The organism is Cellulosimicrobium sp. NPDC055967, from assembly GCF_042269845.1.
In the GTDB taxonomy this organism is placed as follows: domain Bacteria; phylum Actinomycetota; class Actinomycetes; order Actinomycetales; family Cellulomonadaceae; genus Cellulosimicrobium.
This window is the reverse complement of the sequence record NZ_JBHJYJ010000006.1, coordinates 20,317-35,146: the sequence shown is the minus strand read 5'-3', so window position 1 is coordinate 35,146 and position 14,830 is coordinate 20,317. Positions and strand designations below refer to the sequence as shown.

Here is a 14,830-nt window from a genome sequence, read left to right as displayed (position 1 = left end):
CGTCAGGCGGCGGCCCGGGAGTCGCGGGTCGTCGCCTCGACGACCGGGCGCAGCATGAGCAGGACCAGGACCACGACCGCGAGCACGAGCGCCGCGACGACCCACGGCGTCACGCCGACCTGGAGCGAGCTGATCGCGACGACGCCCTGCAGGATCTGCCACGTCGCGACGGGCGACCGCGCCCAGCGCTGCCCGCGCAGCAGGCCGCGCAGGCTCGCGGCGAGCACCGCGGCGACGCCCAGCGCGAAGACGACGAGGAACGCGCTCACCCCGAACGACTGCGACCCGCCGCGCACGAGCTCGACGAGGAGGAGGACGGCACCGACCACGAGGACGGCGACCTCGATCCCGACCCCGACGAGGAGCGCGGTCAGCGCCAGGGGTCGCGGCGCGCCGTCGGGCACCGCGCCAGGCGTCGTCGGGGGCTGCTCGGGCGGGTGTCCGGAGGGCTTGCGGGGAGGCACGATCACCCAGCGTACGCGCCGACCTGCGGCTTCACACCCGTGTGACGAAGACCTCACGATTCATGCGACGGAAACTCTCTCGTAACCCCTTGTGCTGCGCTTCACGAGGTGTGAACCTGGTTCAAGCATCAATCACCCCCGCCTCGAGCCCTGGTCCAGGCAGCCCCCTGCCGGGCATCACCGCGACGAGTCATCACCTCGCGACCAGGCTCCCCTCTGCCAAGGAGACGACGACCATGGACTGGCGCCACCGCGCAGCCTGCCTCGACGAAGACCCCGAGCTCTTCTTCCCGATCGGCAACACGGGCCCCGCGCTCCTCCAGATCGAGGAGGCGAAGGCCGTCTGCCGCCGCTGCGACGTCGTCGACACGTGCCTCAAGTGGGCCATCGAGTCCGGGCAGGACGCGGGCGTCTGGGGCGGCCTCTCCGAGGACGAGCGCCGCGCCCTCAAGCGCCGCACCGCCCGCGCGCGTCGCGCCGGCTGACACGCTCCACCGCGTTCCGCCCGCCACGGGCGTCGAGCAGCAGTCGACGACAGGCCGTCACCCTCCGGGGTGGCGGCCCGTCGTCGTCTCAGGCGTTCGAGCCGTGCGGTCGCGCCATGCGGTCGAACCGGGCGGTCGCGCCAGACGGCCGCGCCAGATGGTCGAACCTGGCGGTCGCGCCGGCCCGCAGGCTCAGGCCTGCCGGTTGCCGTCGCGCAGGACGAGGGCGAGCACGACCTGCGTGCCCCCGCCCGGCCGCGGCGACCACTCGATGGTGCCGCCGAGCTCGTTCGTCACGAGCGTGCGCACGATCTGCGTACCCAGCCCGCTCTTCGCGGCCTTGCCCGCCCGGGCGACGTCGCCGTCGGGCATGCCGACGCCGTCGTCCGCGACCACGATGCGCAGGGCGGAGCCCTCGCGCTCGACCGCGACCTCGACGGTCCCCGTGTCCTGCTTCGCGAGGCCGTGCTCGACGGCGTTGGTGACGAGCTCGGTGAGGATGAGCGCGAGCGGGGTCGCGTCCTCCGCGGGCACGAGGCCGAAGCTCCCGGTCCGGACGGTGCGCACGCTCGTGTCCGCCGACGCGACGTCGGCGGCGAGGCGCAGGGCCCGGCCCACCATGTCGTCGAACTCGACCTCCTCGTCGAGGGTCTGCGACAGGCTCTCGTGCACGAGCGCGATCGTCGCGACGCGGCGCATGGCCTCCTCGAGCGCCGCGCGGGCCTCGGGCACGTCCATGCGCCGGGCCTGCAGGCGCAGGAGCGCGGCGACGGTCTGGAGGTTGTTCTTCACGCGGTGGTGGATCTCGCGGATCGTCGCGTCCTTGGTGATGAGCTCGCGCTCGCGCCGCCGCAGCTCGGACACGTCGCGGCACAGCAGGACGGCGCCGATGCGCTGGCCCGACTCGGTGAGCGGCAGCGCGCGCAGCGACAGGGCGACGCGCTGCGCCTCGATCTCCGTGCGCCACGGCGCCCGGCCCATGACCACGAGCGGGAGCGACTCGTCGACGGGGTTCTGGTGCTCGATGAGGTCTGCCGTCACCTCGGCGAGCGACCGCCCGACGAGCGGGCCGATGACGCCGAGGCGGTGGAAGCAGCTCAGCGCGTTGGGGCTCGCGTAGAGGACCTCGCCCTCGGAGTTCAGCCGGATGAGGCCGTCGCCGACGCGCGGCGCACCGCGGCGCGGGCCGGTCGCGGCGTTGGGGAAGGGGAACTCGCCGCGCGAGATCATCGCGACGAGGTCGTCCGCGGCCTCGACGTAGTTGAGCTCGAGGCGGCTGGGCGTGCGCCCGCTGCCGAGGTTCGTCTGCCGCGCCACGACCGCGATCGCGCTCCCGGAGTGCACGACCGGGATGGCCTCCTCGCGCACGGCGTACGCGCCGAACCAGCGCGGCTCGCGCGAGCGCTGCGAGCGGGCCTCGGTGAGGGCACGCTCGAGCTGGGGGCGCTGCCCCTCCGGCGCGAACGAGCCGACGATGTCGTCGTAGTGGACGGTCGCCCCGGTCGACGGGCGGCACTGCGAGACCGCGACGAAGTTCCCGTCGGTCGTGGGGAGCCACAGCACGAGGTCGGCGAACGCGAGGTCGGAGATCACCTGCCAGTCGCCCACGAGCAGGTGCAACCACTCGTTGTCCGCCGGGCTGAGGTCGGCGTGGCGGGAGATGAGGTCACTCATGGCAGACACGGACCCCAGCGTAGAGGGGTCGGACGGGTAGAGTCCCCTCAGCGCCCGCGCGCGCGGTCGCCCGAACCCGTCGACCGACCTGCGACCGACCTGTGGCCGACCCGCCCGGGCCGGCGGCAGGTCGACCCAGGGCCCGAGGAGGTCCCGTGCACCTGAGCGTCGAGCTCCGCTACCCCGCCGCCGTCCCCGTGGTCGGCGCCATGCTCGCCGACGAGGAGTTCGTCCGCTGGCGCGCCGCGCGCTCGGGGGGCGACGGTGCCCGCGTCGAGCAGGTCGACGTCACCGGCGACGCCGTCGAGGGGTTCACGGTGACGGTCCGCCGCACCCTGCCCACCGACCAGATCCCGGCCCACGTCCGGTCCTTCGTCGGCGGCCAGCTCGAGATCCGGCAGGCCGAGGCGTGGGAGCCGGAGCGCGACGGCGAGCGGTCGGGGACCGTGTCGCTCGAGATCACCGGCGCCCCGGTGCGGCTCACCGGCACGGTCACCCTCTCCCCGGACGGCGACGGCGCCGTCGAGCGCTACGCGGGCGAGGTGAAGGCGTCGGTGCCCCTGTTCGGGGGCGCGATCGAGCAGGCCGCCGCGGGGGCCGTCCGCGCCGCCCTGGCGGCGGAGGAGGCCGCGGGCCGGGAGTGGCTCGCCCGCTGAGCACGCGCGGGGGCTCGTCCCCGCCCGCGGAGCCGGTCTCGAACCGGTAACGATTTCCCGCAAAGCCGACCACCCGGTAGGTCACGAAAACGTCCTGACCTGCGCAGATGCTTGTGTGGGAGCGCGACCACACCCAGTCACCACCTTCCGGCGCTTGACACGGGTTCGGCGGGGAAAGCACGATCACCCCGTTGTGTGGAAGCGCTACCACTTGGAGGTGGGAGCGCTGCCACGACCCCGCCCCACCGACAAGGGAGTCACCGTGCTGAGCAGCACCCGTACGACCCGCCGGCCCCGCAAGGCGATCGCCGCCGTCGCAGGCCTCGCGGCCATCACCCTCACCCTGACCGCGTGCTCGAGCGGCTCCGGCTCGAACGACGACGAGACGGGCTCCGGCGACGGCGAGAAGATCACCCTCACCGTCGCCACGTTCAACGACTTCGGCTACACCGACGAGCTCCTCGCGGCGTACACGGAGGCGCACCCGAACGTCACCGTGAAGCAGACCAAGGCCGCCAAGTCCGAGGACGCGCGCACCAACCTCACCACCAAGCTCGCCGCCGGCGGCGAGGGCCTGGCGGACATCGAGGCCATCGAGGTCGACTGGCTCCCCGAGCTCATGCAGTACCCCGACCTCTTCACCGACCTCACCGACTCGTCGCTCGACGGCCGCTGGGTGGACTGGAAGGTCCAGCAGGCGACGACGCAGGACGGCAAGCTCATCGGCTACGGCACCGACATCGGCCCGAGCGCGATCTGCTACCGCCAGGACCTCTTCGAGGCCGCCGGCCTGCCGACCGACCCCGCCGAGGTGGCGGAGCTCCTCGGTGGCGAGGACGCGACGTGGGACGACTACTTCGCCGCGGGCGCGACCTTCGTCGCCGCGAGCGACTCGGCCTGGTACGACTCCGCGATGTCCATCTCGCAGGCGATGGTCAACCAGATCGACAACGCGTACGAGGAGTCCGACGGCACGCCCAAGGACCTCGCCACGAACCAGCCGATCATCGACATCTACGACACGGTGCTCGAGCAGTCGACGACGAACGAGCTCTCCGCGGGCCTCGAGCAGTGGTCGGGCGACTGGGACGCCGCGTTCCAGAACGACGGCTTCGCGACGATGATCTGCCCCGCGTGGATGACCGGCCCGGTCGAGGAGCGCTCGGGTGGCGTCACCGGCTGGAACGTCGCCGACGTCTTCCCCGGCGGCGGCCTCAACTGGGGCGGCTCGTTCCTCACGGTCCCGGCCTCCGGCCCGAACGCCGAGGCTGCCAAGGAGCTCGCTGCCTGGCTGACCGACCCGGCGCAGCAGACGACGGCCTTCGAGAACGCGGGCACGTTCCCGTCGCAGATCGAGGCGCAGGAGTCCGACGCCGTGCAGTCGTTCACGAACGACTTCTTCAACGACGCCCCGGTCGGCACGATCTTCGTGAACCGTGCGCTCGCGATCGACAGCGCGCCGTTCAAGGGCGCCAACTACTTCTCGATCCACACGACCGTCCAGGACGGCATCAAGCGCGTGGACGTCGAGAAGACCGACGACGCCGCGTCCTCGTGGCAGAAGACGCTCCAGTCCTTCCAGGACCTGGGCCTGTGACCTGACGGGGCCGGGGCGGCACCACGGTGCCGCCCCGGCCCCGCTCGCGTCCACCGCCGGGCGCCGCCGCCCGGCGGCCACCCGACCGCCACCCGCAGTCACCAGCAGCCCAGGAATCCCACATGGCCGTCCTCTCGCCCACCCAGCCCTCCCCGGGGCTCAGCGGGCCGACGCCGCGCACGCCGCGACGCGTCGGCTTCTCCCAGCGCCTGAGCCGCTGGGACGTCAAGGTCTCGCCCTACCTCTACATCTCGCCCTTCTTCATCCTGTTCGCGATCACGGGTCTCTTCCCGCTCGTGTACACGGCCGTGGTGTCGGTCTACGACTGGAACCTGCTCGGCGGCCAGGGCGACTTCGTCGGCCTCCAGAACTACACGGACGTCCTCGCGCAGCCGACGTTCTGGAAGTCGCTGCGCAACACCGTCTCGATCTTCGTCCTGTCGTCCGTGCCGCAGGTGATCGCCGCCATCGCGATCGCCGCGCTGCTCGACCAGAACCTCCGTGCCGCGACCTTCTGGCGCATGGGCGTCCTGCTCCCGTACGTCGTCGCGCCCGTCGCGGTCTCGATGATCTTCGGCCGCCTCTTCGCCGACCAGTACGGCCTCATCAACGAGCTCCTGGGCTTGGTCGGCATCGAGCCGATCCGCTGGCACGCGGACGCGCTCGCGAGCCACGTCGCCATCGCGTCGATGGTGAACTTCCGCTGGACCGGGTACAACGCGCTGATCTTCCTCGCCGCGATGCAGGCCGTGCCGCGCGAGCTGTACGAGGCCGCGATCATCGACGGCGCCGGCCGCGTGCGCCAGTTCTTCTCGGTGACCGTCCCGCAGATCCGCGCGACGATCATCTTCGTCGTCATCACCTCGACGATCGGCGGCCTCCAGATCTTCGACGAGCCCCGCATGTTCGACGCGCAGGGCCTCGGCGGCGCCGACCGCCAGTGGATGACGACCGTGCTCTACCTCTACGACGTCGCGTGGGGCAACCAGAAGAACTTCGGTCGCGCGGCCGCGGTCGCCTGGCTGCTGTTCCTCCTCATCATCCTCGTCGGGATCGTCAACTTCCTCGTCACCCGGCGGATCGCCACGTCCAACGCCCAGCCGCGCCCGCCGCGGTGGGTCCGACGGCGTCGTGAGACCCAGAAGCGCCTGCGCGCCGAGGGTGCCATGTCCGCCCAGCGCTCGGCCCCGGGGGACCGGGCGCCCGCACCGACCGCCACCCGCACGACCGACCGGAGGAAGCGATGAGCTCCGTCCCCGTCATCGCCCAGACCGCCGGGCCGGGCGCGGCCCGCGCCGCCGCCCGACGCCGCGGCGCCGGGAAGAACGTCGGCGGCACCCAGCGCCGCCCCCGGTGGGTCACGTACACGATCCTCGGGGTCGTCCTGCTGGTGTCGATCTTCCCGCTGTACTTCACGCTGATCCTGGGCTCCTCCACGCCGGAGGAGATCTCGCGCAGCGCGCTGCCGCAGCTCCTGCCGGACGCGAGCCTGTTCGACCGGTTCGCCGAGGTCATCAGCTCGGACGCGATCAACTTCTGGAAGGCCGCCTGGAACTCGGTGGTCGTCGCGGTGCTCACGTCGCTGTCCGTCGTCCTCTTCTCGACGCTCGCGGGCTTCTCGTTCGCCAAGCTCCGGTTCCGCGGGCGCGGGCCGCTGCTCGTGTTCGTCATCGCGACGATGGCGGTCCCCACGCAGCTCGGCGTCATCCCGATGTACATCCTCATGTCGGACCTCGGGTGGATCGGCAAGCTCCAGGCCGTCATCGTGCCGGCGCTCGTCACCGCGTTCGGCGTCTTCTGGATGACGCAGTACCTCGGGGAGGCGCTGCCCTACGAGCTCATCGAGGCGGCCCGCGTCGACGGCGCGTCGATGTTCCGCACGTTCTGGTCGATCGCGCTCCCCGCGGCGCGTCCCGCCGCCGCGATGCTCGGTCTGTTCACGTTCGTGCAGCAGTGGACGAACTTCTTCTGGCCGTCGATCGTGCTCAACCAGAACAACCCGACGCTGCCTCTCGTGGTGCGGTCGCTCCAGTCGAACTTCTTCGTCGACTACTCGCTCGTCATGGCGGGGATCTTCCTCGTGACCCTGCCGCTGATCGTCATCTTCATCTTCACCGGCCGCCAGCTCGTGGCGGGCATCATGCAGGGCGCCGTCAAGGGCTGACGCCCGGCGCCACCGCGCGGCACCCGGTCGCGTGCCACCTCGACGTGGCGCGCGACCGGCCGTGCGGCCGACCGTCGCGCGGGCGGCCCACCGGCCCGCCCGCGTGCCACTCCTCGACCTCTCGAAGGACAATCGACCCATGACCAGCTTCGTCCCGTCCGTGCCCCTCCTCCCGAACCCGGCGACCGCGACCGGGCGCGTCGAGATGCCCCCGGGCTTCCTCTGGGGCGCCGCGACCGCCGCGTTCCAGATCGAGGGGGCCGGGCACACGGACGGTCGGACGGACTCGGTGTGGGACGCGTTCGCCCGCGTCCCGGGCGCCGTCGTGAACGGTGACGACGGCATGGTCGCGTGCGACCACTACCACCGCTACCGCGAGGACGTCGCGCTCATGCGCGACCTCCACCTCGGGACCTACCGGTTCTCGACGTCGTGGGCCCGCGTGCGTCCCGACGGCGGTGCCGTGAACCCGGCCGGGCTCGCGTTCTACGACCGCCTCGTCGACGAGCTGCTCGGCGCGGACATCCTCCCGTGGCTCACGCTCTACCACTGGGACCTGCCGCAGGCGCTCGAGGAGAAGGGCGGCTGGACGTCGCGCGACACGGCCTACCTCTTCGCGGAGTACGCGGTGACGATGCACGAGGCGCTGGGCGACCGCGTCGGCGTGTGGACGACGCTCAACGAGCCGTGGTGCTCCGCCTTCCTCGGGTACACGGCCGGCGTGCACGCCCCCGGGCGCCAGTCGCGCGAGGACGGCCTCGCCGCGGCGCACCACCTCCTGCTGGGCCACGGCCTCGCCGTCCAGGCGCTGCGCGAGCGCGCGCCCGAGGCGAACCTCGGCCTGACCCTGAACTTCACGGTCTCCGACCCGGTCGACCCGCAGGACCCGGCCGACGTCGACGCGGCACGCCGCATCGACGGGCAGTTCAACCGGATCTTCCTCGACCCCGTCTTCCACGGCGAGTACCCCGCGGACGTCCTGGAGGACGTCGCGCCCTACGGGCTGCTCGACCACGTCAAGGACGGCGACCTCGAGATCATCTCCACCCCGATCGACACGCTCGGGGTCAACTACTACAACGGCGGGGCGGTCTCGGGGCACCCGCTGCCCGTGACCGAGTCCGGCGGCGGGACGCGCCCCGAGGGCGTGCGCGACGAGCCCGCGGACGACGCGCCGGTCCGCGCGACGTCGTCCCCGTTCCCGGCCGCCGACGACGCGCACGACCGCTCGCGCGGGCTGCCCCGCACGGACATGGGCTGGGAGGTGCAGCCCGAGGGGCTGACGCGCCTGCTCACGCGTCTGCAGCAGGACTTCACCGGCCCGCGCGGCGTGGCGATGTACATCACGGAGAACGGCGCGGCCTACCCCGACCAGGTGGGCGAGGACGGCTCCGTGGACGACCAGGACCGGCTCGAGTTCATCGACGCGCACCTGCGGGCGACGCGCGACGCGATCGACGCCGGCGCGGACGTGCGCGGGTACTTCGCGTGGTCGCTCCTCGACAACTTCGAGTGGGCGCTCGGCTACACCAAGCGGTTCGGCATCGTCCGCGTCGACTACGAGACGCAGGAGCGCACGGTGAAGGCGAGCGGCGCCTGGTACGCGCAGGTCGCGCGCGACAACGCCCTGCCCGCGCGCGCGGCGTCCGCCGCGGACGCCACCGCCGGGGAGTGACGACACGGTGAGCGGGGCGGTGCGGTCGGCCGGGCGCGCGCGGGATACTGTCCTGATGAACAGCCTGCGCTCCGCGCCGACCCTGGACGAGGTGGCCCAGACGGCGGGCGTCTCGCGCTCGACAGCGTCGCGCGCGATCAACGGCGGCCTGCGCGTGTCGCCCGAGGCCCAGGCGGCGGTCGACGCCGCCGTCGCCCAGCTCGGCTACACGCCCAACCGGGCCGCCCGCTCCCTCGTGACGCGCCGCACCGACTCGATCGCCCTCGTGGTCCCCGAGCCGGACGAGCGCATCCTCACCGACCCGTTCCTCGCGGGCACGATGCGCGGCGTCAGCGCGGCGCTCGGTGGCACGGACCTGCAGCTCGTCCTGCTGTTCGCGCGTCCCGATGAGCAGCCGGGCCGCATCGTGCGGTACCTGAGCAGCGGGCACGTGGACGGCGCGATCGTCGCGTCGCACCACCGCGACGACGAGCTCGAGGAGGCGCTGCTCGCGGCCCGGCTGCCCGCCGTGTTCGTCGGGCGGCCGTTCCGCCCGACGCCCGACCTCCTCTACGTCGACGTCGACAACGTCGAGGGGGGCCGTCTCGCGGCGCGCCGGCTCGTCGAGGCGGGCCGGCGTCGCATCGCGACGATCGCCGGACCGCAGGACATGACCGCCGGCGTCGACCGGCTCACGGGCTGGCGCGAGGTGCTGCAGGGTGCCGGCCTGCCCGACGACGCGGTCGAGATCGGCGACTTCGCCGTCGCGGGCGGGGCCGCCGCGATGGAGCGCATCCTCGCGGCGCACCCGGACGTCGACGGGCTGTTCGTCGCCTCGGACCTCATGGCCGAGGGCGCGCTGCGCGTCCTCGCGGCGCACGGGCGCGACGTGCCGCGCGACGTGTCCGTCGTCGGGTTCGACAACCTCGCGACCGCGGCCTCGACGGTCCCGCCCCTCACCACGGTCCAGAACCCGATGGTCGAGATGGTGCGCGGTGCGACCGACCTCCTGCTCGAGCTCGTGGGGGGGCGCGGGGACGAGATCGCGTCGCAGGTCCTCTCCCCCGAGCTCGTCGAGCGCGACTCGGTCTGACCTCCGCTGGGCGGGGACGCGGCGAGGCGTGCCCGTGCCCGGGCTGCGGCGGCGTGGGTGGGCGACCGTAGCCTGAGGTCGTGAACCCGACCACGGTCTCGCGGACCGCCGTCCTCGCCGCGCGCTGGCACGCCCAGCAGCTCGACCGGGCGCCCGGCACGGCCGCCTCCCCCGCCGACGTCGCGGTGCTCGACCTGGGCGTGCAGGACACCGGCCCCGACGGCGCGGCCTGGGCGCTCGCCGTGCGCGGCGCCCCAGCCGCGCGGCCGGGCACCCTGCCGCCCGACCTCGCCCTCGCGTGGACGCTGCGCGGCGCGCCGCACGTGTACCGGCGCGCGGACCTCGGCGACGTCGCGGTCGCGACCGCCCCGCTCTCGGAGGCCGACGCCGCGAAGCGCGTCTTCGACGCGAGCAAGCCCCTGCGCGCAGCGGGCGTCGCGGTGCTCGACGCGCTGCGCACCGAGGCGCGGCTCGAGCGCGAGCTCGTCGTCGACCCGACCGTCAAGGGCGACCTGTCGTCACGGCTGTCGCCGCGACTCCCCGAGCCGCACCTGCGCTGGTGCCGGTCGTGCGGCGCGACCCACAGCTACGAGCAGACGTTCCGCCTCGCGGCGCTCCAGGCGGGGCTCGAGCTCGAGCCCGGCACGTCGCCGCCGGTGCTGCGGCGGGTACCGGGCCTCGACCCGCCGCTCTACGGTCGGCTCGGGGTCGAGGCCGAGCCGCGGCTCGACGTCGTGCGCGGCTACCTGCGCTTCTTCCCCGCCGCGAGCGTCCAGGACGTCGCCGGGTTCCTCGACGCGCCGGTCAAGGACGTGCGAGGCCGCTGGCCCGACGACGCGGTGCGCGTCGACGTCCCCGACGCGGACCCGGGCGCGCGCCCGGTCGACCGCTGGGCGCTGGCCGACGACGTCGAGCAGCTCGCGGGGGCCGCGGCGCGGCTCCGGGACGCCCGCGCGGGGGCCGGCACCCCCGTCGTCCGGCTCGTGGGCCCGTACGACCTCTACCTCCAGCTCCGCGACCGCGCCACGCTCGTGCCCGACGCGGCGCGCGCCAAGGACCTGTGGCGCGTGCTCGGACGGCCCGGAGCCGTGCTCGCCGACGGCGAGGTCGTCGGGACCTGGCGGCCGCGCGCGTCGGGGCGGCGGCTCACGGTGCTCACGGACCCGTGGGTCTCGTGGGACGCCGGGCTCGCGGACGCCGTCGGCGAGCAGGCCGAGCGCCTGCGCGCCTTCCGCGACGCGGCCTCGGTCACCGTCGCCCCGCCCGGCTGACCGAGCACCCTGGTCACGCGACGGAGAGGCCCGGTCCGCCGAGGGTGAGGCCCGGCCCGCTCAGGTAGAGGGCTGGTCCGTCGGGCGAGAGGCCCGTCGTACCGGGCCCCCTCGCTCGGCGTCGACACAGGCTCAGCCCTTGACGTGGCCGTACCGGTGCGTGGTGCGGCTGACGGCCTGCTCGTGGACGACCGTGAGCAGCTCGCGGCGTCCGCTCGCGACGACGGGGTGGTCCAGGACCGTCACCTCGCCGACGCGCTCGGCGGCGGCCTCGTGCAGCCCGGGCGCCGACCCGACGACGCGGACGCGACCCCGGACCGCGCCCGACGCGACGCGGTGCGCGAACTCCTCGTGGCTCACCGCGGCGTCCCCGGACGACGGCACGACCACCGCCGGCACGCCCGCCGTCCGCGCGGCGTGCAGCACGCGCTCGACCTCGACCGGCAGGGCGTCCGCGCCGGCGCGCACGGTGAGCACGTCGACCGGCCGGTAGCGGAGGACGTTCGACTCGGCGCGCAGGCCCGACGGGTCGTGCTCGACGGAGAACTCCTGCTCCCACCAGCGCGCGTCGTCGTCCCGCGCCCACGCGAGCCACGCCTCGGGCGCGGTGTCGCGCGCGGGCGGCGCGGTCTCCCCCACCGGGCCCGACGCCGCCCCGTCCGTGACCGAGGTCTCCTCGCCCGGCGCGTCGCTCCAGCGCCCGAGCTGTGCGACGTAGCTCGGCCCGCCCGCCTTGGCGCCCGGCCCGACGGCCGACTGCTTCCAGCCGCCGAACGACTGCCGCTGCACGATCGCGCCGGTGATGTGCCGGTTGACGTAGGCGTTGCCGACCTGGACGGCGTCGAGCCACCGCGCGACCTCGGCGTCGTCGAGGCTGTGGATCCCGCCGGTGAGACCGAACGGGACGGCGTTCTGCAGCGCGATCGCCTCGTCGAGCGTCGCGGCGGTCATGATCCCGAGGACGGGGCCGAAGTACTCGGTGAGGTGGAACGGCGACCCGGGCGCGACGCCCTCCTTGAGGCCGGGCGTCCAGAGGCGGCCCTCCAGGTCCGGCCCGCCGTCCAGCTGTCGGGGCCGCACGAGCCACGACTCTCCGGGCTCGAGCGTCGTCAGGGCGTGCAGGAGCTTGCCGGACGCGGGCTCGGTGAGCGGCCCCATGGTCGTCGAGACGTCCGTCGCAGGCCCGACCGCGAGGGAACGCACCGCGTCCACGAGCTGGCGGCGCACTCGGCGCCCGGTCTCGGTCCGCGGGTCGCCGGCCGACCCCACGAGGATCGCGAGCGACGCGGCCGAGCACTTCTGCCCCGCGTGCCCGAACGCCGAGCGCACGAGGTCCGCGACGGCGAGGTCGAGGTCCGCCGACGGTGTGATGACGAGCGCGTTCTTGCCCGACGTCTCGGCGAGCACGGGGCGCGACGGCTTCCACCGCGCGAAGAGCTGCGCGGTCTCGATCGAGCCCGTGAGCACGACGCGCGCGACGTCGTCGTGCGTGACGAGGCGCGTGCCGAGCTCGTCGTCGGGGACGCGGACGTACTGCACGACGTCGGTCACCGAGCCGGCGTCCAGGCCCGCGAAGTCCCCCGGCGCCGCCGCGACGGCGTCGCGCAGGCCCGCGTGGATCGCCTCGGCCGCCACCTCGAGGCAGCGCGGCGTCGGCGGCGCGGGCTTGGCGAGCACGGCGGACCCGGCCGCGAGCGCCGCGAGGACGCCGCCGACGGGGATCGCGACGGGGAAGTTCCAGGGTGGGGTGACGAGCGTGACGCCGTCGGGCGTGAACCGCGCGCCCGGGACGTGCTCCAGGTCCTCGGCCGACCGCGCGTAGTAGTTCGCGAAGTCGACGGCCTCGCTCACCTCGGGGTCGGCCTCGGCGACGGTCTTGCCCGGCTCGTGCACCATCGCGGTGACGAGGTCGGTGCGCGCCTCCTCGAGCCGCCGGGCGACGGCGCGCAGCGCAGCCGCGCGGGCGGTCGGGGCGACCCTCGACCACGCCGCGGTCGCGCGCACGGCGGTCGCGACGGCGTCGTCCACCTGCGCGACGGAGGTGAGCGGGGACGTGCGGACGGGCACGTACCCGGACTCGGGCCCGGTCACGTGCCGCGCCCACTCACGCGCGGCGACGACGGCGGGGTCGGTGTCGGCCGCGTTCACGAACCCGCCGAACCCGGGGTTACGGGTGGGTTCGTCGCCGTGATGGCCGACAACCCCGGGTTCGGCGGGTGGGTGCGGTCCGGCGGCGGTCGGGGTGGCCGCGCGCGGGCGGCGGCGCGGTGTCACGTCGGCATCCTCGTAGTGCACGCCGTGGCGCACGGATGCGCGGAACGCGGCCTCCTGGCGCTCCATCGGGCTGCCCGCGGGGGCGCCGCCGTCCGCGAACATGGCGTGCAGGAAGTTCTGCTCGGCCGCGTTCTCCTCCAGGCGGCGCACGAGGTAGGAGATCGCGACGTCGAAGTCCTCGTCGCGCACGACGGGCGTGTACAGCACGACGCGCCCGCCGCGCCCCGCGTGCGGACCGGTCTCGACGCGGTCGGCCGCGACCTCGTCGCGCACGGCGCGCGCCTCGCCGGGGGCCATGCCCTGCAGCATCTCGACGTCGAGCGCGTGGCTCACGCCGCGGGCCCGGCCGAGCAGCACGGCGAGCGCGACGTGGAACAGGTTGTGGCTCGCGACGCCGATGCGCACGGCGTCGGTGCGGGGCGCGCGCAGTGCGTGGTCGAGCAGGCGGACGTAGTTCGCGTCGACGTCGGGCTTGGTCGGGTACGGCGCCTGCGGCCAGCCGTGCAGCTCGGCCTCGACGGCCTCCATCGCGAGGTTCGCGCCCTTGACGAGGCGGACCTTGATCGGCGCGCCGCCGGCGGCGACGCGCTCGGTCGCGAACCGGGTGAGCCCGTCGAGCGCGCCGAGCGCGTCGGGCAGGTACGCCTGGAGCACGATCCCGGCCTCGAGGTCGTGCAGGTCGTCGTGCGCGAGGATCTCGCGGAACACCGCGGTCGTCAGCGCGAGGTCCTTGTACTCCTCCATGTCGAGGTTGAGGAAGACGCCGTGGTCGCGCGCCGCCCGGTACAGCGGCAGGAGCCGCGCGACGACGCGCGCGCACGACCCGTCGAGGTCCCACGTGACGAGCTGCGACGCGACGGACGACACCTTGACCGACACGTAGTCCACGTCCGGGCGACGCACGAGCGCGAGCGTGCGCTCGAGCCGCGCGTCAGCTTCGGCCTCGCCGAGCACCGCCTCGCCGAGGAGGTTGACGTTGAGCGCGTAGCCCTCCGCGCGGGTCCGGGCGAGGTGCGGGCCGAGGCCGCTCCCGGCGTCGGCCACGAGGTGGCCCACGAGCTGGCGCAGCCGGACGCGCGCCGCCGGCACGACGACGCGCGGCAGCACCGGCGCGACGCCCGCCCCGACGCGCAGGAGCGTCCGGTCGACCGGCCCGAGGAACGATCCCGCGCTCCCGGCGAGCTCGCCGAGGCGGCCGAGCGCCCGCGCGGCGACGTGCACGTCCTGAGGGCGCGCGACGTCGTCGACGAACCGGACGGCGAGCTCGAGGCCCGTGGGGTCGGAGACGAGCGCGCCGAGCCGTTCGGCGGTCTTCCGGGCGCGGGCGTCACCGGCGCCCTCGCTGGCGGCGAGCCAGCGATCGGCCAGGGCGACGGCCTCCTCGACGAGGTCTTCCGGGGAGGTGAGGGTCGTGTCGCCGACGGCTCCGGGGGTGGGGAGCGGCCGGGCGGGCGCGTCGTTGCTCATCCCTCCAGGGTGCCTCGGGTCGTGGTGGCTC

At 74.2% G+C, this 14,830-nt stretch carries 11 protein-coding genes; 8 read left to right on the top strand and 3 right to left on the bottom strand.

All coding sequences use genetic code 11. The annotated features are described in order from the left end of the window. Nucleotides 1-2 precede the first annotated feature (2 nt). Nucleotides 3-464, bottom strand: coding sequence for a hypothetical protein (locus tag ACFC2L_RS09980; protein ID WP_375824162.1), 462 nt, complete (start codon nt 462-464; stop codon nt 3-5). Nucleotides 465-700: 236 nt separating this feature from the next. Between ACFC2L_RS09980 and ACFC2L_RS09975 the strand changes: the two genes are divergently transcribed. After that, nucleotides 701-949 carry a WhiB family transcriptional regulator gene (locus ACFC2L_RS09975; protein ID WP_021481972.1) on the top strand — a complete coding sequence of 83 codons (249 nt, stop codon included), beginning with the start codon at nt 701-703 and terminating at the stop codon, nt 947-949. A 192-nt stretch (nt 950-1,141) separates the two neighbouring features. Here ACFC2L_RS09975 and ACFC2L_RS09970 read toward each other — a convergent pair whose 3' ends face one another. Beyond that, nucleotides 1,142-2,623, bottom strand: coding sequence for a sensor histidine kinase (locus tag ACFC2L_RS09970; protein WP_375824318.1), 1,482 nt, complete (start codon nt 2,621-2,623; stop codon nt 1,142-1,144). 155 nt (nt 2,624-2,778) lie between these two features. On the opposite strand from ACFC2L_RS09970, the gene ACFC2L_RS09965 reads away from it, so the two are divergent. The 7 genes from ACFC2L_RS09965 (at nt 2,779) to ACFC2L_RS09935 (ending at nt 11,058) form a co-directional block, all read left to right on the top strand. Next, nucleotides 2,779-3,279 (top strand): DUF2505 domain-containing protein, encoded by a 501-nt coding sequence (locus tag ACFC2L_RS09965; protein WP_375824161.1) that lies wholly within the window; start codon nt 2,779-2,781, stop codon nt 3,277-3,279. A gap of 262 nt (nt 3,280-3,541) precedes the next feature. After that, nucleotides 3,542-4,876 (top strand): ABC transporter substrate-binding protein, encoded by a 1,335-nt coding sequence (locus tag ACFC2L_RS09960; RefSeq protein ID WP_375824160.1) that lies wholly within the window; start codon nt 3,542-3,544, stop codon nt 4,874-4,876. Nucleotides 4,877-4,998: 122 nt separating this feature from the next. Then, nucleotides 4,999-6,123, top strand: a complete 1,125-nt coding sequence (locus ACFC2L_RS09955; protein ID WP_375824159.1) for a carbohydrate ABC transporter permease — start codon at nt 4,999-5,001, stop codon at nt 6,121-6,123. Further along, nucleotides 6,120-7,040: a carbohydrate ABC transporter permease gene (locus ACFC2L_RS09950; RefSeq protein ID WP_375824158.1), complete on the top strand. Its 921-nt coding sequence runs from the start codon at nt 6,120-6,122 to the stop codon at nt 7,038-7,040. Before ACFC2L_RS09955 ends, ACFC2L_RS09950 begins: the two co-directional genes overlap by 4 nt. A gap of 139 nt (nt 7,041-7,179) precedes the next feature. Further along, nucleotides 7,180-8,715, top strand: a complete 1,536-nt coding sequence (locus ACFC2L_RS09945) for a glycoside hydrolase family 1 protein (protein ID WP_375824157.1) — start codon at nt 7,180-7,182, stop codon at nt 8,713-8,715. 55 nt (nt 8,716-8,770) lie between these two features. Next, entirely contained in the window at nt 8,771-9,787 is a 1,017-nt protein-coding gene (locus ACFC2L_RS09940) for a LacI family DNA-binding transcriptional regulator (RefSeq protein ID WP_375824156.1), read from the top strand. A gap of 80 nt (nt 9,788-9,867) precedes the next feature. Then, nucleotides 9,868-11,058, top strand: a complete 1,191-nt coding sequence (locus tag ACFC2L_RS09935; protein WP_375824155.1) for a DNA glycosylase AlkZ-like family protein — start codon at nt 9,868-9,870, stop codon at nt 11,056-11,058. Between the two features lie 132 nt (nt 11,059-11,190). On the opposite strand, the gene ACFC2L_RS09930 is transcribed toward ACFC2L_RS09935, so the two are convergent. After that, nucleotides 11,191-14,799, bottom strand: coding sequence for a proline dehydrogenase family protein (locus ACFC2L_RS09930; protein WP_375824154.1), 3,609 nt, complete (start codon nt 14,797-14,799; stop codon nt 11,191-11,193). Nucleotides 14,800-14,830: the final 31 nt, after the last annotated feature.